The sequence below is a fragment of the Marinobacter sediminum genome, from assembly GCF_016820575.1.
Lineage (GTDB): Bacteria > Pseudomonadota > Gammaproteobacteria > Pseudomonadales > Oleiphilaceae > Marinobacter > Marinobacter sediminum.
Genome location: NZ_JAEMQH010000003.1, coordinates 105,568 through 121,932, shown reverse-complemented (window position 1 = coordinate 121,932; position 16,365 = coordinate 105,568). Strand labels below are relative to the sequence as shown.

The 16,365-nt window shown below is 58.5% G+C and carries 16 protein-coding genes and 2 tRNA genes; 13 read left to right on the top strand and 5 right to left on the bottom strand.

The window, feature by feature from the left end:
• Positions 1-126: 126 nt before the first annotated feature.
• Positions 127-1,530: a deoxyribodipyrimidine photo-lyase gene (gene phrB, locus FGO67_RS14055; RefSeq protein ID WP_203301317.1), complete on the top strand. Its 1,404-nt coding sequence runs from the start codon at positions 127-129 to the stop codon at positions 1,528-1,530.
• A 132-nt stretch (positions 1,531-1,662) separates the two neighbouring features.
• Here phrB and FGO67_RS14050 read toward each other — a convergent pair whose 3' ends face one another.
• The 4 genes from FGO67_RS14050 to hemA are packed head-to-tail and all read right to left on the bottom strand — an operon-like array spanning position 1,663 to position 5,656.
• Complete coding sequence (locus FGO67_RS14050) at positions 1,663-2,412, bottom strand: HesA/MoeB/ThiF family protein (RefSeq protein WP_203301316.1); 750 nt, start codon at positions 2,410-2,412, stop codon at positions 1,663-1,665.
• On the bottom strand, positions 2,402-3,292 hold the full coding sequence (gene prmC / locus FGO67_RS14045; protein WP_275297953.1) for a peptide chain release factor N(5)-glutamine methyltransferase: 891 nt from the start codon (positions 3,290-3,292) through the stop codon (positions 2,402-2,404). Before prmC ends, FGO67_RS14050 begins: the two co-directional genes overlap by 11 nt.
• On the bottom strand, positions 3,282-4,370 hold the full coding sequence (gene prfA / locus FGO67_RS14040) for a peptide chain release factor 1 (protein ID WP_203301315.1): 1,089 nt from the start codon (positions 4,368-4,370) through the stop codon (positions 3,282-3,284). Before prfA ends, prmC begins: the two co-directional genes overlap by 11 nt.
• Complete coding sequence (hemA, locus tag FGO67_RS14035; protein ID WP_203301314.1) at positions 4,367-5,656, bottom strand: glutamyl-tRNA reductase; 1,290 nt, start codon at positions 5,654-5,656, stop codon at positions 4,367-4,369. Before hemA ends, prfA begins: the two co-directional genes overlap by 4 nt.
• A gap of 235 nt (positions 5,657-5,891) precedes the next feature.
• On the opposite strand from hemA, the gene FGO67_RS14030 reads away from it, so the two are divergent.
• From FGO67_RS14030 to FGO67_RS13975, 12 genes are all read left to right on the top strand, one after another.
• Positions 5,892-7,637: a tetratricopeptide repeat protein gene (locus FGO67_RS14030; RefSeq protein ID WP_203301313.1), complete on the top strand. Its 1,746-nt coding sequence runs from the start codon at positions 5,892-5,894 to the stop codon at positions 7,635-7,637.
• On the top strand, positions 7,637-8,278 hold the full coding sequence (gene lolB / locus FGO67_RS14025) for a lipoprotein insertase outer membrane protein LolB (RefSeq protein WP_203301312.1): 642 nt from the start codon (positions 7,637-7,639) through the stop codon (positions 8,276-8,278). Before FGO67_RS14030 ends, lolB begins: the two co-directional genes overlap by 1 nt.
• Entirely contained in the window at positions 8,275-9,138 is an 864-nt protein-coding gene (gene ispE / locus FGO67_RS14020) for a 4-(cytidine 5'-diphospho)-2-C-methyl-D-erythritol kinase (RefSeq protein ID WP_203301311.1), read from the top strand. The genes lolB and ispE overlap by 4 nt, the downstream gene beginning before the upstream one ends.
• 19 nt (positions 9,139-9,157) lie before the next feature.
• A tRNA-Gln gene (locus FGO67_RS14015) sits at positions 9,158-9,232 on the top strand.
• Between the two features lie 52 nt (positions 9,233-9,284).
• Positions 9,285-10,235 (top strand): ribose-phosphate pyrophosphokinase, encoded by a 951-nt coding sequence (locus tag FGO67_RS14010; RefSeq protein ID WP_041340382.1) that lies wholly within the window; start codon positions 9,285-9,287, stop codon positions 10,233-10,235.
• A gap of 166 nt (positions 10,236-10,401) precedes the next feature.
• Complete coding sequence (locus tag FGO67_RS14005; RefSeq protein WP_203301310.1) at positions 10,402-11,049, top strand: 50S ribosomal protein L25/general stress protein Ctc; 648 nt, start codon at positions 10,402-10,404, stop codon at positions 11,047-11,049.
• A 21-nt stretch (positions 11,050-11,070) separates the two neighbouring features.
• Positions 11,071-11,661, top strand: a complete 591-nt coding sequence (pth, locus tag FGO67_RS14000) for an aminoacyl-tRNA hydrolase (RefSeq protein WP_203301309.1) — start codon at positions 11,071-11,073, stop codon at positions 11,659-11,661.
• A gap of 82 nt (positions 11,662-11,743) precedes the next feature.
• A complete protein-coding gene (gene ychF, locus FGO67_RS13995; protein ID WP_203301308.1) occupies positions 11,744-12,835 on the top strand; it encodes a redox-regulated ATPase YchF in 1,092 nt (363 codons plus the stop codon).
• A gap of 92 nt (positions 12,836-12,927) precedes the next feature.
• Positions 12,928-13,004 (top strand) — tRNA-Met (locus FGO67_RS13990).
• Between the two features lie 122 nt (positions 13,005-13,126).
• Positions 13,127-13,567 carry a PACE efflux transporter gene (locus FGO67_RS13985; RefSeq protein ID WP_203301307.1) on the top strand — a complete coding sequence of 147 codons (441 nt, stop codon included), beginning with the start codon at positions 13,127-13,129 and terminating at the stop codon, positions 13,565-13,567.
• Positions 13,568-13,688: 121 nt separating this feature from the next.
• Positions 13,689-15,092 (top strand): sensor domain-containing diguanylate cyclase, encoded by a 1,404-nt coding sequence (locus tag FGO67_RS13980; protein ID WP_238942464.1) that lies wholly within the window; start codon positions 13,689-13,691, stop codon positions 15,090-15,092.
• A gap of 126 nt (positions 15,093-15,218) precedes the next feature.
• Positions 15,219-15,416 carry a hypothetical protein gene (locus FGO67_RS13975; protein WP_203301306.1) on the top strand — a complete coding sequence of 66 codons (198 nt, stop codon included), beginning with the start codon at positions 15,219-15,221 and terminating at the stop codon, positions 15,414-15,416.
• A 15-nt stretch (positions 15,417-15,431) separates the two neighbouring features.
• Here FGO67_RS13975 and FGO67_RS13970 read toward each other — a convergent pair whose 3' ends face one another.
• Entirely contained in the window at positions 15,432-16,172 is a 741-nt protein-coding gene (locus tag FGO67_RS13970; RefSeq protein ID WP_238942463.1) for a substrate-binding periplasmic protein, read from the bottom strand.
• Between the last annotated feature and the right edge of the window lie 193 nt (positions 16,173-16,365).

The following is a 16,365-nucleotide window of genomic DNA, read 5'->3' as shown; positions in this document are numbered from 1 at the left end:
TCCAATCATGGCAGCTCAGCGAATATCCAAGTCTGTGATTTTATTGAAACCTTGGCATGTATTTACCCTTATGCTTAAGGCAAGACCGATGCACTCCCAACAGAGCAACGCGCGACAGGACTTCTCATGACACAGCTGGTCTGGTTTCGAAACGACCTCCGCACCGCCGACAACCCGGCGCTCACCGCCGCCTGCAAAACCAACAACGACGTACACGCCTGCTTCATCCTCACTCCGGAACAATGGCAGGAGCACGACTGGTCGCCGGCCCGAGTGCACTTTGTTATTGCCCACGCCAATGCGCTGGCCGAGGAGCTGGCTAAGTTGGGCATTCCGATGACCTTCGTGACCGCCAAGCGATTCAGCGACAGCATCGACTCCCTGGCGCAGCTTTGTCGCGATAAAGGCATTAGCCAAGTGCACTTCAACGAGGAATACGGGGTCAACGAGCGGCGCCGTGATAAGCAGTTGAAACAGAAATTGGACGCTGAAGACGTGGGAGTCTGCAAGTACCGAGACCAGACCGTCGCCCCGGTGGGTGAGATCCTGACCCAGCAGGAAGAGCCCTACTCGGTGTTCACGCCCTTTTCCCGCAGCTGGAAAAAATGGATCGATGTCGCCCAACCGACGGTGCTGCCGATTCCCGAACCCCAGGGCAAGCCGGTGAAGGCGGCGCGTGTGGACGAGATACCCAAAGCCTTTCGCGACGCCCCGCCAGCTCTGGTGGAAACCGGTGAAGATGCCGCCCATAACCAGCTGGAGAGCTTCCTCAGTGAGCGCGCGGGAGCGTACAAGGAAGACCGGGACTTCCCATCACTGGACGGCACCAGCCAATTATCTCCGTACCTGGCCAACGGCGTGCTGTCTGGCCGGCAGTGTTTGCTGGCTGCACGTCAGGCCCAGGGCATGGGCGGTAACCAGGAAGGCCTGACTACCTGGATCAGTGAAATTGCCTGGCGTGATTTCTACATCAACATTCTTTACCACTACCCACGCGTCAGCATGCATCGCGCGTTCAAAACCGAGACCGAGGCGCTGACGTGGAACGAGCCAGGGGAGCAGTTCGAGGCCTGGAAAGAAGGCCTGACCGGCATCCCGATCGTCGACGCCGCCATGCGCCAGCTGAACGAAACCGGCTGGATGCACAATCGCTTGCGCATGGTGACCGCCATGTTCCTGACCAAAAACCTGTTCATCGACTGGCGCCTGGGCGAGGCCTACTTCATGTCTAAACTGGTGGACGGCTTCCTGGCCTCCAACAACGGTGGCTGGCAATGGAGCGCATCCACCGGCACCGATTCCGCGCCCTATTTCCGGGTGTTTAATCCGGTCACTCAGAGCGAGCGCTTTGACCCGAAAGGCTATTTCATCCGCCAGTGGGTGCCGGAACTGGCCAAGCTCGACAACAAGCGAATCCACGATCCCGGCAGCAAAGGCGGGGTTATTCCGAAAGGGTATCCGCGGCCTATCGTGGACCTGAAGGAAAGTCGGAAAAAGGCGATTGCCAAGTTTCAGGCGTTGAAGGACTGAGGCGAGACTGGGTGGGGCAACAGACTAGAAGGCTCTGCCAAAACACGCTGTGAATACATCCATGTACGCTCGGCTCCGCCATCCATGGCTCCGCACGGTTTTGGCAGAGCCTTCTAGTCCGTTGCTATCGGATCAGGAAGTTCCGCATACAGGGCATTGAGGATCCCGCGCCAGCTTCATTTCACGCCAGTCCATGTGCCAGGCGTCGAGGATCAGCAACCGGCCAATCAGGGGCGTGCCGACACCTGAAATCACCTTGAGGGCTTCCATGGCCTGGGCCGACCCGATCATGCCGACCAGAGGTGCGATCACACCGGCTTCTGAACAGGTCAGTTCCTCATTGCCCTGCTCGGGATAGAGGCAGTGGTAACAGGGGCTCTGGGCATTCCGGGAATCATAAACCGAAAGCTGGCCCTCGCCCCGGATCGCAGCACCGGAGACCAGTGGCACCTTGGCGGCCACGCAGGCCCGATTTACCGCGAACCGCGTCTGGAAATTGTCACAGCAATCCACCACCAGACTCGCTTCCTCCACCTGCCGGGCCAGTGCATCACCGTCCAGGCGCTGATTCAGGGCGGTGACTGAAATCAACGGATTGATGCGCTGCACCCGGCTGGCCAGGGCTTCGGCCTTGGACTGCCCAAGCTCGGACTGCTCAAAGCCAATCTGGCGCTGGAGATTCGCCAGCTCAATGTCGTCGTCATCCACCAGGGTTAACTGGCCCACGCCCGCCGCACCGAGATACAACGCCACCGGGCAACCCAGGCCGCCCGCGCCTATGACCAGCACCCGCGCCGATTTCAGCGCAGCCTGCCCAGCCACGTCGAAGCTGGGCATCAGAATCTGTCGACTGTAACGCAGCAGCTCGTCATCACTGAGCATGTCGCTCTCCTGTTTGCTGATTCGATGGTGCCGAACTACCGGCCCAACGCCCGAGCGTCATCCGGTCACGGTCACCGTAATCTTTCTGGCTTTCAACCGTGACAAACCCACGCGTCTCCAACAACGAGCGAACCGCACCGGCCTGATCGAAGCCGTGCTCCATAAGCAGCCAGCCACCGGGCTCAAGCCAGTCTGGAGCCTGCGCCACAATCTGTCGGATATCGTCGAGGCCGTCCTCACCGGAGACCAGTGCGGACGACGGTTCAAACCGAACATCACCCTCCCTAAGGTGATGGTCGGTATTGGCAATATAGGGCGGATTGGACACGATCAGATCAAATTTTCCCGGAGTAAGGCCGGAAAACCAGGAACTTTGCAGCACCTCAACCGACAGCCCAAGCTCCCGGGCGTTACTGCGGGCCAGCGCCACGGCTTCATCCACGCAATCGCACGCGGTCACCTGCCAATCTCGCTGTTCATTGGCCAATGCCAGGGCAATGGCACCCGTGCCGGTGCCCAGATCCAGAACCCGGGCCGCCGCAGGCAGCGGTAGCGACAACGCGGCTTCCACCAGGCACTCGGTGTCGGGACGGGGAATTAAGGTAGAGGGGCTGACCAATAAAGGAAGAGACCAGAATTCCTGGTGCCCCAAAAGATAAGCCACAGGTTTTCCGTCAGCGCGTTCAGACACCAGGGAATCGAATTCTGCCGCCTGGTCGGCGGTAACCTCGCGCTCTGGCCAGGCCCGGAAACTGGTCCGGCTCAGGCCAGTAACGTGATTGAGCAGCAACTCCGCATCCAGGCGGGGGCTGTCACCGCCAATCTGCTCAGCGGCCTGGCGCAACAAGTTCTCACAGCTCAGCGGGGTGTTACTGGTCATCAGCCAGTGACGCCAGCAACTCTGCTTGGTGCTCCTGCTGCAAGGGCACCAGTACCGCATCCAGATCACCGGACACCACTTCGTCCAGCTTATACAACGTCAGGTTGATGCGGTGATCGGTCACCCGGCCCTGGGGGAAGTTGTAGGTGCGAATCCGCTCGGAGCGGTCGCCACTGCCGACCAGGCTCTTGCGGGTCTCGGCCATGGATTTCTGCTGCCGTTCCAACTCCGCGTTTTGCAGCCGGGACGCCAGGAAACTAAGAGCCTTCGCCCGGTTCTTGTGCTGCGACCGTTCTTCCTGACACTCCACCACAATCCCGGTGGGCAGGTGGGTAATGCGGATCGCGGAATCGGTTTTGTTAACGTGCTGACCACCGGCACCGGAGGCGCGAAAGGTATCAACCCGAAGGTCCGACTTGTTGATTTCCACCGCCTCGGCCTCATCTGCCTCCGGCATAACCGCCACGGTGCAGGCAGAGGTGTGGATGCGGCCCTGGGATTCGGTTTCCGGTACCCGCTGAACCCGGTGCGCACCGGATTCAAACTTCAAGGCGCCGTACACGCCGTCGCCGGCAACCCGGGCAATAACTTCCTTATAGCCGCCGTGCTCGCCCTCGCTCTCGCTGACAACTTCTACCTGCCAGCGACGGCGCTCAGCATAACGGCCGTACATCCGGAACAGATCGCCGGCAAAAATAGCGGCTTCGTCGCCGCCAGTGCCGGCCCGGATTTCCAGGAACACACTTTTGCCGTCATTGGGGTCTTTCGGCAGCATCAGCCGCTGCAGCTCGTCGTCCAGCTCTTCGTTTTTCCGCCGGGCAAGCGCCAGTTCATCGGCCGCCATTTCGCGCATATCGGCATCGCTGTCTTCGGCCAGTTCTTTGGCCGCTTCGATGTCGTTCAGGGATTCACGCCAGGCTTCGAAGCAATGGACAATCGGCTCTATCTCGGCAAATTCACGGGACAGGTCCCGGAACTGGCTTTGATTAGAGATAACGGATGCGTCGCTGAGCAACGCGCTGACCTCCTCGAAGCGGTCAGAGAGCTGTTCGAGGCGAGATTGGATCGATGGTTTCATATTTTTTCCGGGGTGGTCGGCTCGTCTGCTTCCAGAACATCCAGCTGGTGCAATTCACGCAGCCATTTGGTCACCTCGGGACGTCCTTCGGTAGTGGCCTTGCGGACCTGTACCGACGGTTCATGCAGAAGTTTGTTGGTCAGACCACGAGCCAGACTGCGCAGCACCGTTTCCGGATCGCCTCCGTTACGGAGAGTACGCAGGGCTTTTTCGGTTTCCACATCGCGCAGGACTTCGGCGCGTTGGCGGAATTGCTTGAGCGTTGACACGGCATCGAGCGCGCGGAGCTGATTGAGAAAATCCTGAACCCCGGAGTCGACCAGGTTTTCAGCTTCACGGGCCGCGCCCTCGCGGGACCGGATATTTTCTTCAATAACCTGGCGCAGGTCATCGACGGTATACAGATAGACATCGTCCAGCGAGGCCACTTCCGGTTCGATATCCCGGGGTACAGCAATGTCCACCATAAAATAGGGCCTGTGCTTGCGCTTCTTTAACGCCCGCTCAACCGCGCCTTTACCCAGAATGGGCAACGGGCTTGCGGTTGAGGAGATGACGATATCGACGTCCGTCAGGTATTCCGGGATTTCCGACAGCAGAATGCCCTTGCCGCCATGCCGGCCGGCCAGGGTCTGGGCCCGCTCGAGAGTCCGGTTCGCCACCAGAAAGTCCTGCACGCCGGCGTCGGCCAGGTGCCGGGCCACCAACTCAATGGTCTTGCCAGCACCGATCAACAATGCCCTGTTGCGGGACATGTCGGCGAAAATATGGTGCGCCATGCTGACGGCAGCGTAGGCCACCGACACCGGGTTTTCACCGATCGCAGTCTGGGTGCGTACCCGCTTGGCTACCGAGAACGCCTGCTCAAACATTCGAGACAGAAAGGCGCCACTGGCGTTGTTTTCCCGCGCCAGCGCATAGGCATCTTTCAACTGCCCGAGGATCTGGGGTTCGCCCAGCACCATGGAATCCAGACCGGCAGCAACCCGCATCACGTGCCTGACTGCTTCGGCATCCCGATAGACATACAGCGACTGCTCCAGCTCGGAGCTATCCAATTCGTGAAAGCCCGCCAGCCAGCGCAGCACCGACGGCGCGCAGTCATCGTCTCCCGCCAGGTAGAGCTCCGTGCGATTACAGGTAGAGAGGATGGCCGCCTCGGTGGCACCGGACGCCGCCCGCAACTCGGCAAAGGCGTCCGCCATGTGCTCCGGTGTGAACGCCACGCGCTCGCGCAGCTCTACCGGAGCTGTACGATGATTGATTCCGAGCGTTACCAGTGCCATGTCTTGGTTGTACAACCTTATGCCATCAGGGGTTAATGACAGACATTTTAACGACCAGCGCCCTCCGCTGCCACCTTAATGCCTGAACGCTGCGGCAAGTGCGGACAGGTTGGGCAAGATCAGACGCTTATGCCATTATAGGGAACCGGCCACGGCCGCGAGCCGATCCAGCTCAAACCAACGGCGGGTTGGCGTCAATCTCTGATGAGTTGTCGACAGAATCACGGGAAGTTGCATGCACAAATCCGCACCCTTACTGGTCACCTGCCTGCTGGGCCTCTCCCTCGCCGGCTGCGCCAGCCTGAATGGCTCCAGGGAAGAAACCGGCACCCAAGCCCCAGCGGCCCCCGAAGCCAAACCGGCCAGCGAGGCCAGCATTGAGTATGCCGACTTCGAGCCGGATGTTCTCTACCTTCTCCTTACCGGGGAGATTGCTGCACAACGCGGTCGCTACGATGTCACCCTGGTGAACTACCTGAAAGCGGCCAAGAAGTCCCGGGACAAAGGCGTTATCGAGCGCGCCATGCGCATTGCCCAATCCCTCAATGGCGACAACGCGCAGAAGCAGCTCGCTGACTTGTGGCTGGAGGTCGACCCCGACAACCTGCAGGCTCTGCGTGTATCTGCCATTCAGGCGATCAAGCGCAACGAACTGAATGCTGCACTGGTCCATATGGAAAAGATCATGAACCAGGGCGGCGATGCTGATTTCGACAGCCTGGCTGCCATGGCCGGCAATCTGCCCCCGGAACAGCAACAAGAACTCCTGCAGCTATATAAGGAACTGGCGGAGCGCTACCCGAATTCTCCCGAGCTCGAATACAGCATTGCACTGCTGTTAAAAGTAACCGGCGATCCCGGTGAGGCCCTGAACCGACTGACCCCGCTTCTGGAGGAGCACCCCAACTTCCAGCCAGCGATCATCCTCAGAGGCGACCTGCTCTATCAGGAAAATGCCCGGAAGCAGGCACTCGATTATCTAATGACCAACACCCGGCGCTTCCCGGCCAACCGCCGCATGGGCACACTTTACGGCCGCATGCTGCTTGGTGAGGGTGAATTGCAGGCCGCCCAGGACGAGTTCAAGCGCCTGGTGCAGCAATACCCGAACACCCCTGGCCTTCGCCTGTCCCACGCCCTGGTTGCCATGGAAAACGGCCAGACCGATTTGGCCAAGCAGGAACTGAATCGCCTCATCCAGCAGGGCCACCACACCAACGAATCCAACTATTACCTGGGGCGCATGGCAGACGAGGCCAGCAATACCGGGCAGGCCATCAGCCATTACCAGAGCGTCACCCAGGGCAACTACTATTTCCCGGCACTGGCGCGCACCAGCGAATTGCTAGCCGAAGAGAACCGGCTGGACGATGCCGTTGCCAACATCCGCAACCTGAAAGACACCAATCCTCAGCAAGCCGAGAACTTCTGGCTAATGGAAGTAAATCTGCTGCTGGATCAGGACCAGCATCAGGCCGCCCTTGAAACTGCCACCGAGGCCCTGAACGAATTCCCCGGCAATATTCAGATTCGCTACGCCCGCGCCATGATGCTGGACACAATGGATCAACCCGGACGTGCCGAGGAAGACCTCAAGCGCATCATCGAAGAGGACCCGGGTAACGCGGTCGCCCTCAATGCCCTGGGGTATATCCTGACCATCCGGACCGATCGGCTGAAAGAAGCCCGCAATTACATTGAACGAGCCCTGGCCCTGGACCCGGAGAACCCCGCCATTCTCGACAGCATGGGCTGGGTTCTGTTCCAGGAAGGACAACTGCAACCGGCCCTCGACTACCTGGCACGGGCCTGGTCCGCATTCCCCGATCCGGAAGTCGCTGCCCACTATGGCGAGGCGCTCTGGGTTAGCGGTGCTGAGGATCAGGCCCGCATTGTCTGGAAGGAAGGCCTGGAACAGGATGCCGACCACAGCGTTCTGCGCGAAACCATTGACCGCCTGACCGACAACGGTGATCTGTAATGCCCCGAACGTGCCGCTTCTGGCTGCTACTGCCACTGATCGCCCTGCTTGGCGCCTGCACCACCATTGACCTGACACCCCTGCCCGAGGGCATGACAGATCAGCCACCCGCTGATTGGGCCAAGCGCAGCCAGCAACTGGCCCGCTTCGACCACTGGCAACTGATGGGTAAGCTGGCGGTGCGCCAACCCTCCGACAGTGGCACCGCGCTGATCAACCACTGGATCCAGCAGGGCGAAGCCTACGACCTGGCCCTGTCGTCGTCGTTCCTGGGCATGGGCAGCACTACTCTTAAAGGTGTACCGGGGTTTATTGAACTGACCCTGCCCGGGGGCGACACCTACCGATCCGGCGAACCCGAAGCCCTGGTGGCCGCCGCTACCGGCTGGCAATTACCCCTGAACCATCTGGTGTGGTGGATTCGGGGCCTGCCCGCCCCGGGCGACGACTTCCGACTGCTGTTCGACGACGCCAGCCAATTGGCGATCATTCGCCAGGCCGGCTGGGAAATCCGCTACGACCGCTGGCAGCAATTCCTGCCAGATCACCCCACTCTGCCGGCGAAAATCACCGCCCTGAAGGACGACAAGCGGGTGCGATTGGTGGTCAGTGACTGGAACGCTCTGGACACCAAGCCGTGACAAGCAGCATCACCCTGCCGGCGCCGGCGAAGCTGAACCTGTTCCTGCATATAGTCGGGCGCAGGCCCGATGGCTATCACGAACTGCAAACCCTGTTTCAGTTCCTCGACCATGGCGACGACATCACTTTCACGCTGACGCCCGAACGCCCTGGCATTCGTCTTACCCAGGCCCTCGCTGATGTTCCCGACCAGGACAACCTGGTGGTGCGTGCGGCCGAGGCCTTGGCGAAACGTGCGAAATCCCCCTTGCCCGGGGTCGACATCAGCATCACCAAGCGACTGCCCATGGGTGGCGGCCTCGGCGGCGGCAGCTCTGACGCTGCCACTACCCTGCTGGGGCTGAACTATCTATGGCAACTGGGCCTCAGCATTGATGAGCTGGCACAACTGGGCCTAAGCCTCGGCGCCGATGTACCGGTTTTTGTCCGTGGCCATGCCGCGTTTGGCGAAGGCGTAGGTGAACAACTGACGCCGGCGACACCGCCGGAAGACTGGTTCGTGGTTCTGAAACCCGGCTGCAACATCAACACCGGTAAGATTTTTTCAGATCAAGGGTTGACAAGAAACACGCCGAGAATCACAATAGCGCCCGCTTTTGAGGGAGACGCCTCGAGGTACCGAAACGACTGTGAAGATGCGGTTCGAAGACTGTATCCTGAGGTCAACCAAAGCCTGGATTGGCTTGCACAATTCGGACCTGCAAGATTAACCGGAACCGGGGCTTGCATATTTGGACGTTTCCCTACAGAATCCGCAGCCCGGATTATCTGGGAAAGCAAACCCTCCGGCATCACGGGGTTCGTAGCTAAAGGGGTGAACCATTCACCTCTACACAAAAAGCTGACAGAGCTGAAATGATGCCAAAAAAGCACGATACTGGGGTGTCGCCAAGTGGTAAGGCAACGGGTTTTGATCCCGTCATGCGCAGGTTCGAATCCTGCCACCCCAGCCACCTTTCTCCCGCTTCTTCTGAATCAAACGCCGATACTGAGAAGGATGCCGTCGTGTCCAAACTGATGATTTTCGCTGGCAATGCCAATCCTGAGCTTGCCAAAGACATCGCACAGAAACTCCACATTCCCATGGGCCAGGCTACTGTCGGTCGGTTCAGCGACGGTGAAACCACCGTTGAAATCAATGAGAATGTTCGCGGCCATGATGTGTTCATCATCCAGCCGACCTGCTACCCCACCAACGATAACCTGATGGAATTGATCGTGATGGCTGACGCCCTTCGCCGGGCCTCCGCAACACGTGTCACTGCCGTCATCCCCTATTACGGGTATGCACGTCAGGATCGCCGGGTACGCTCCACGCGAGTTGCCATCAGCGCCAAGGTAGTAGCAGACATGATCTCCAGCATCGGCGTGGACCGAGTCCTGACCGTCGACCTGCACGCTGATCAGATTCAGGGCTTCTTCGATATTCCGGTGGACAACATCTACGCCACACCGGTCATGCTCGAAGACATCGAGAAGCAGCGCTTCGAAAACTTCATCGTGGTTTCTCCTGACGTCGGCGGCGTTGTTCGCGCCCGTGCCGTCGCCAAGAAACTGGACGATGCCGACCTGGCCATCATCGACAAGCGTCGCCCGAAGGCGAACGTGTCCCAGGTCATGCACATCATCGGTGACGTTCGCGACAAGACCTGCATCCTGGTGGACGACATCATCGATACCGCCGGCACCCTGTGCAAAGCGGCCAACGCTCTGAAAGAGCATGGCGCAGCCCGCGTTGTGGCCTATATCACCCACCCGGTTCTGTCAGGCCCTGCGATTGACAACATCAACGCGTCGGATCTGGATGAGCTGGTTGTCTGCGACACCATCCCGCTGGGTGACAAAGCCAAAAATTGTGATAGAATCCGCGTCCTCGGAATGGCCGGGCTGATGGCGGAGTCGATTCGCCGCGTCAGCAACGAAGAATCGATCAGTGCCATGTTCGAGAATGCCTAAGCGGGTTTAGCGCTTTAGCCCTCAGGCAAAACAAGCAGTTACCGAGTCGGGAGCCTAATCAGGCTCCCGACTCTTTTAGTCAGCCGGAAAAATCCGGCTTTTCAGAAACATCACCTGATCCAACGCCTGGTCGCGGGCAGTTCAGGTGACGATTGAGGTTATTACCATGTCTCAGGATTTTGTTATTGAAGCATTTCCTCGTGACGATCAGGGGAGAGGTGCGAGCCGCCGCCTGCGTCGTGAGGAACGTAAAATTCCAGCCATCATTTACGGTGGTAACAAGGAAGCAACTGCGATTTCCATCTGGCACAACGAGCTGAAGAAGGCTCTGGAAAACGAAGCGTTCTTCTCCCACATTCTGACCGTTGAACTGAACGGCAAGAAAGAAAGCGTGATCCTGAAGGATCTGCAGCGTCACCCGTACAAGCCCATCCTGACGCACGCTGACTTCCTGCGCGTAGACAAGGACCACGAAATCCACGTGAACGTACCGCTGCACTTCATCAACGAAGAAACTGCACCGGCTATCAAGCTTCACGGCGGCGTGGCTAACCACCAGATCAACGAAGTAGAAGTGATCTGTCTGCCGCAGAACCTGCCTGAGTTCATTGAAGTGGACATGGCTACCGTTGAAATGGATCAGGTGGTTCACCTGAGCGACCTGAAACTGCCGAAAGACGTCAAGGTTGCTGCCCTGCTCCAGGGTGAAGACCACGACCTGCCGGTTGTCGCCATTCACAAGCCGCGCGGCGCGAAAGTCGACGAAGCGGAAGAAGGTGAAGAAGGCGAAGAGAGCGGCGAAGACAAGGAGTAAGCACTCCGGGGGCAACGGCGAATGGCACAGGATATTGTCATGGTGGTCGGACTGGGTAATCCCGGTCCTGATTACGAGAATACCCGCCACAACGCCGGCGCCCTGTTCGTCGAAGCGCTGGCCCGCCATGCGGGCCAGACGCTCCGTCCCGAAAAGAAGTACCACGGGCTCTATGCCCGCATTCAGTGGCAGGGACTCGACCTGCACTTGCTGAACCCCTCCACGTTTATGAACCGCAGCGGCCTGTCCATCAAGGCTCTGGCGGACTTTTTCAAGATTTCCCCCGAACAGATACTGGTTGCGCACGACGAGCTCGACCTGCCCCCTGGCACTGCCAAGCTTAAAAAAGGCGGCGGTCATGGTGGTCACAACGGTCTTCGGGACACCATTGCGCACCTCGGCAGCAAGGACTTCCAACGCCTACGATTGGGCATTGGCCATCCGGGCGACAGCCGCAAGGTGACGGGTTTTGTACTCGGCCGACTTGGCAAGAAAGAAACCGAGGAGCTGACCGCGGTCTTTGATGAGGTCATGCGGGTTTTGCCAGAGGCCGCCAGCGGCAAACTGGCCGCCGCCATGAACCGTCTGCACAGCTTCAAGCCTGCGCCCTGAGAGGGCATTTCCCCTTACTCGCACGTTCCGGCTGACACCGGTATAATCCGCCCACATTTTTTAGTACCAGCAGAGGCATTCCATGGGATTTAACTGCGGCATCGTCGGCCTTCCCAACGTCGGCAAATCCACCCTGTTCAACGCACTGACCAAATCTGGCATTGGCGCTGAGAACTTCCCGTTCTGCACCATCGAGCCCAATGCTGGTGTGGTAGCGATGCCGGATCCGCGCCTGAACAAGCTGTCCGAGATGGTCAAGCCAGAGCGCACGGTTCCGACCACCATGGAATTCGTCGACATCGCCGGCCTGGTTGCCGGTGCCTCCAAGGGCGAAGGCCTGGGTAACCAGTTCCTGGCCAACATCCGTCAGACCGACGCCATTGCACACGTGGTGCGCTGCTTTGAAGACGGCAACGTGATCCACGTCGCCAACAAGGTTGATCCGGCATCCGACATCGACGTAATCAACACCGAGCTGGCCCTGGCCGATTTGGACACCGTAGAGAAGGCCATCAAGCGCGTCCAGCGCGTGGCCAAGAGTGGCGACAAGGAAGCCAAGGCACAGCTGGAGATGTTCGAGAAGCTGCTGCCAGTGCTGAACGAAGGCAAGCCGGTACGCAGCATGAATCTGGACAAAGACCAGATGGCGCTGATCCGAGAGCTGTGCCTGCTCACGGTGAAGCCAACTATGTACATTGCCAACGTCAACGAAGACGGTTTTGAGAACAACCCGCACCTGGACACCGTGCGCGAGATTGCCGCTTCCGAGAACGCCGTTGTCGTCCCCATCTGCAACAAGCTGGAAGCCGAGATTTCGGAACTGGAAGACGAAGAAAAGGCGATGTTCCTGGATGAAATGGGCATGGAAGAGCCGGGACTGGACCGCGTTATTCGCGCCGGTTATGACCTGCTCGGCCTGCAGACCTACTTCACCGCCGGCGTGAAGGAAGTTCGTGCCTGGACCGTTCGTATCGGTGCCACAGCGCCTCAGGCCGCAGCCGTGATCCATACCGATTTCGAGCGTGGCTTTATCCGTGCCGAGATTGTGGGCTACGACGATTTCGTCCAGTTCAATGGTGAAGCAGGTGCCAAGGATGCCGGTAAATGGCGTCTTGAGGGCAAGGATTACATCGTTCAGGACGGCGACGTCATCCACTTCCGCTTCAACGTGTAACTTTTCAGGAAAAAGTCGGCCCTAAGCCTTGACAGGATGGGCCCAAATACTGAAAATACGCGCTTCGTTTGGGGCAACGCCCAGAACGAAATGGCAAGGTAGCTCAGTTGGTTAGAGCACAGCACTCATAATGCTGGGGTCGGCGGTTCGACTCCGCCCCTTGCTACCAGACTTCGAAAAGGGCCACGATTTACGTCGTGGCCCTTTTTTCGTTAGCGACACTGCTTTGGGGACGACCCCGCCCTTCCCTGGAACTGAACGCGGGACGACCCGCCTTCGTATGATCCTGCTATGAGAACGACCAAAGACAGAATTCGTCAGGCCATCTCGTTCGAGGTGATTGGCCTCCTGCTATCCATTCCCCTGGCTGCATTTACCTTCGGGTACGATCTCGGTCAAACCGGCGTCCTCGGTATCGTCGGTGCAACCATGGCCACGGTGTGGAACTATGCCTTCAACTTGGCCTTCGATCACGGCCTGAAGCGCCTGACCTGCTCCACCCGTAAAACCCTACCGGCACGATTCGTTCACGCCATCAGCTTTGAACTAGGTTTGATGATCGCATTTTTGCCGGTGATTGCCTGGTGGATGGGAATCGGACTGATTGAAGCCCTGATTGTCGACGTTGCCTTTGTAGTCTTTTATCTGGTGTACGCATTCGTGTTCACCTGGTGCTATGACACTGTGTTTCCAGACCCGGATACCGGGAAAAACCTGAACACAAGGGCCTGACACTGGAGCCCGCCGCTGACGAGCCAATCCGCAGGCCGCGCTAGTACACAGCAGCGTGTGCGGCTATGCTGGGTGCAGGAAACCTTGCAAAAAAATAAAAAGCGGACGCGCAGGAGGCAAATTGAGCTCGAGCCACATCACCCCTACCGGTAACGATGGCCGGCTAAACCCTCTTTTGAGATCGGTGTTCGACAAACTGGATGTCGCGGTGGTTATCGCGAATCTGCAGCGCGAAATCGTCATGATTAACGCTGCGGCAGAGTCGCTGTTCCAGTATTCAGAGGAAGAAATCTGGGGCCAGAAAACCAAGGTACTTTATGCCTCTTCCGATGAATTCGAGGAACAGGGTCGGCAGCGTTACAACGCCACGGCCAGCGAAACGTCGATTTACACCCTCAGCTATGCCAGAAAGAATGGTGAGACGTTTGAGGGCGAAACCCAGGGCGGCCCCATTCACGACGAGCACGGCGAGCTCATCTATTTTGTCGGCCTGATCCGAGACGTGTCTGCAAGACTATCGGCCGAGCGCACCCTGAACAGCTTGCACAGCATTACCTCAAACCAGAAGCTCTCCTTTAACGAGCGGGTGGATGCGATCCTGGAACTGGGCGCTGATCATTTTGGGCTCCCGATCGCCATCTTCAGCAAGATTGATGGCGCCACCTACACCGTGATCAGGGCGGTACACCCGGAAAACGCATTGTCCCCCGGCATGACCTTTGAGCTGGGCAACACCTACTGCTCACACGTTTTTGAAGCCAACGATGTGCAGGGCTTTCACCATGTCGCCCAAAGCAGGATCAACGGTCATCCCTGCTACCAGAATTTTGGGCTCGAGGCCTACCTGGGCTCGCCCATCTTTGTCGACGGCGTTCGCTTCGGCACCCTGAACTTCTCCAGCCCGGAGAAAACCCGCCCCTTCACCGGCCAGGACATTGAACTGGTCCGTTTGTTCGCAGACTGGATTGGCAATGAAATCCAGCGTCAGCGGCACCTGGACTCACTGACCTCAGCTCGCCTGGAGATGGAGCGGATAGCAGCAACGGATCCGCTGACCGGACTGGGCAATCGCCGGATGATGGAAACATCACTGAAAAAGGAAGTAGCCCGGGCCAAGCGCTACGGAACCGACTTCTCAATCGCCATCATCGACTTCGATCACTTCAAGCGCATCAATGATCGATTCGGACACCAGGCTGGCGACGACGCGCTGAAGGCATTTGCCTCCATTGCTCAGCGTGAGGCAAGGGACGAGGACTTGTTCGCCCGCTGGGGCGGCGAGGAATTCATTGCCGGCCTCCCCTGCACCACCAGTGCCGAGGCCGTCAAGATCATGGACCGACTGGCCAGTCAGCTGCGGAGCGTCATTATTTCCGATGACGAGAGCGCGCCCAAGCTGACCATCAGTGTCGGTGTCGCCCAACTGCATGGCGATGAAAGCATCAGCAGCCTGCTATCCAGGGCAGATGATGCAATGTATCTGGCCAAAAGCTCCGGACGTGATCACATTGTCATTCACAGATGAGGCACAGGCATCGATTGTTCACTTACCGGCCTGCTGGAAAATTACACAACCTTTGACAATCTAGACCAGGCTATTGCGGTAATATCGGGCACTGGCTCCCTGAACTCTTTCTGGTTAGTGCACATCATGCAATCGCGACAAGCCGAGTCTCTGTTCCTGATCGTTCTAGTGGTGACCGTTAGCCTGCTTTCAGCCGGAAGCAGCCTGAAAACCGTCGCCGTCTCTCTGGTTTTGTTCGCAACCTGCCTGGCGGTGTTTTTCTACCCTTCTATCCACGACTACCTGAAGCGTCGCAGCCACGGTGATGAAGACAAAGGGCGCTGAGACCACACTCGCCGCTCAGAACCCCAGATACCGAAAGCCCAGCGACCGCTGGAGCCGGCCAATATATTTTTCATCGATGCGCGTCACAACCCCCTCTGCGTAGGCGCGGTCGAAACAGCGATCAAAGGCTTTCGCCAGCGCGAGCTCGCGAAATACCAATTTGTAGGGAGTGGGGGTGAAAATCGGTGCAAATTTCAGATCCGGCAGCTTATCCAGGTCAAGCATCGCGGTTGCTGAGGTCAGGATTCGACGATTAATCTCCGCCACGATCAGGCCGTCGGCCAGAATCGCATCTACTCGCCCGAGCAATAGCAGGTGGGAGTGAATTCGCTGATTGGCGAGCTCCCGGACTGAGCCAAAACTGGCTTCAACATCTTCCAGCTCCAGCAGCTCAATACCGTTCTTAAAAGTGACCACGTCCAGTCCCTTCAGATCGGCCACGGAATTGATCGGGGGAATACGGTTAGCGTCGTACACGGCGCCGTTCTGGTACCAGATGTAGGCGGCGGTGGAGTGCCCGGAAAGCTCGGTACCCAGGGGCACCGTCATCACCGCATCGGCCTTATTAGAGTCCCGGTAGGTAAAGATGTGGCGACCAAACGGCTGAACCAGGAATTTGACCTCATAACCGCACCGCTGCAAAACCCGCTTGACGGTTTCGGCATCCCGGCCATTGCCGCCCGGTTCGGAGGTTCCCGGTAAATCGGGAGCGAGGATGCGAAGCACACCGGCCAGACTGAGAGAGGAGAAGGCCAACAGGAAAAAGCCGCAAAAAACGGCCAGGGATCTCTTGGAAGGGTTCATCGCTCTGATGTGGCGCCCCATTCAGGATAGAGAGTTCAGACTCACTCCCTCGAGTATACCCACAGCCGGCGGGATAGCGAAATCCACAGGTCCGATCCTGGACATGCCTCGTCAACGAGAATTGCCGCCCCGTCAGAGGTAAAAG

What these genes read in the sequence shown, in the direction of transcription:
- hemA (WP_203301314.1), bottom strand. Translation starts at nt 5,656, where the DNA reads ATGGCACTGGTAACGCTCGGAATCAATCATCGTACAGCTCCGGTAGAG.
- prmC (WP_275297953.1), bottom strand. Translation starts at nt 3,292, where the DNA reads ATGACCAGTAACACCCCGCTGAGCTGTGAGAACTTGTTGCGCCAGGCC.
- prfA (WP_203301315.1), bottom strand. Translation starts at nt 4,370, where the DNA reads ATGAAACCATCGATCCAATCTCGCCTCGAACAGCTCTCTGACCGCTTC.
- FGO67_RS14030 (WP_203301313.1), top strand. Translation starts at nt 5,892, where the DNA reads ATGCACAAATCCGCACCCTTACTGGTCACCTGCCTGCTGGGCCTCTCC.
- lolB (WP_203301312.1), top strand. Translation starts at nt 7,637, where the DNA reads ATGCCCCGAACGTGCCGCTTCTGGCTGCTACTGCCACTGATCGCCCTG.
- pth (WP_203301309.1), top strand. Translation starts at nt 11,071, where the DNA reads ATGGCACAGGATATTGTCATGGTGGTCGGACTGGGTAATCCCGGTCCT.
- FGO67_RS14050 (WP_203301316.1), bottom strand. Translation starts at nt 2,412, where the DNA reads ATGCTCAGTGATGACGAGCTGCTGCGTTACAGTCGACAGATTCTGATG.
- phrB (WP_203301317.1), top strand. Translation starts at nt 127, where the DNA reads ATGACACAGCTGGTCTGGTTTCGAAACGACCTCCGCACCGCCGACAAC.
- ychF (WP_203301308.1), top strand. Translation starts at nt 11,744, where the DNA reads ATGGGATTTAACTGCGGCATCGTCGGCCTTCCCAACGTCGGCAAATCC.
- FGO67_RS14005 (WP_203301310.1), top strand. Translation starts at nt 10,402, where the DNA reads ATGTCTCAGGATTTTGTTATTGAAGCATTTCCTCGTGACGATCAGGGG.
- FGO67_RS13975 (WP_203301306.1), top strand. Translation starts at nt 15,219, where the DNA reads ATGCAATCGCGACAAGCCGAGTCTCTGTTCCTGATCGTTCTAGTGGTG.
- FGO67_RS13985 (WP_203301307.1), top strand. Translation starts at nt 13,127, where the DNA reads ATGAGAACGACCAAAGACAGAATTCGTCAGGCCATCTCGTTCGAGGTG.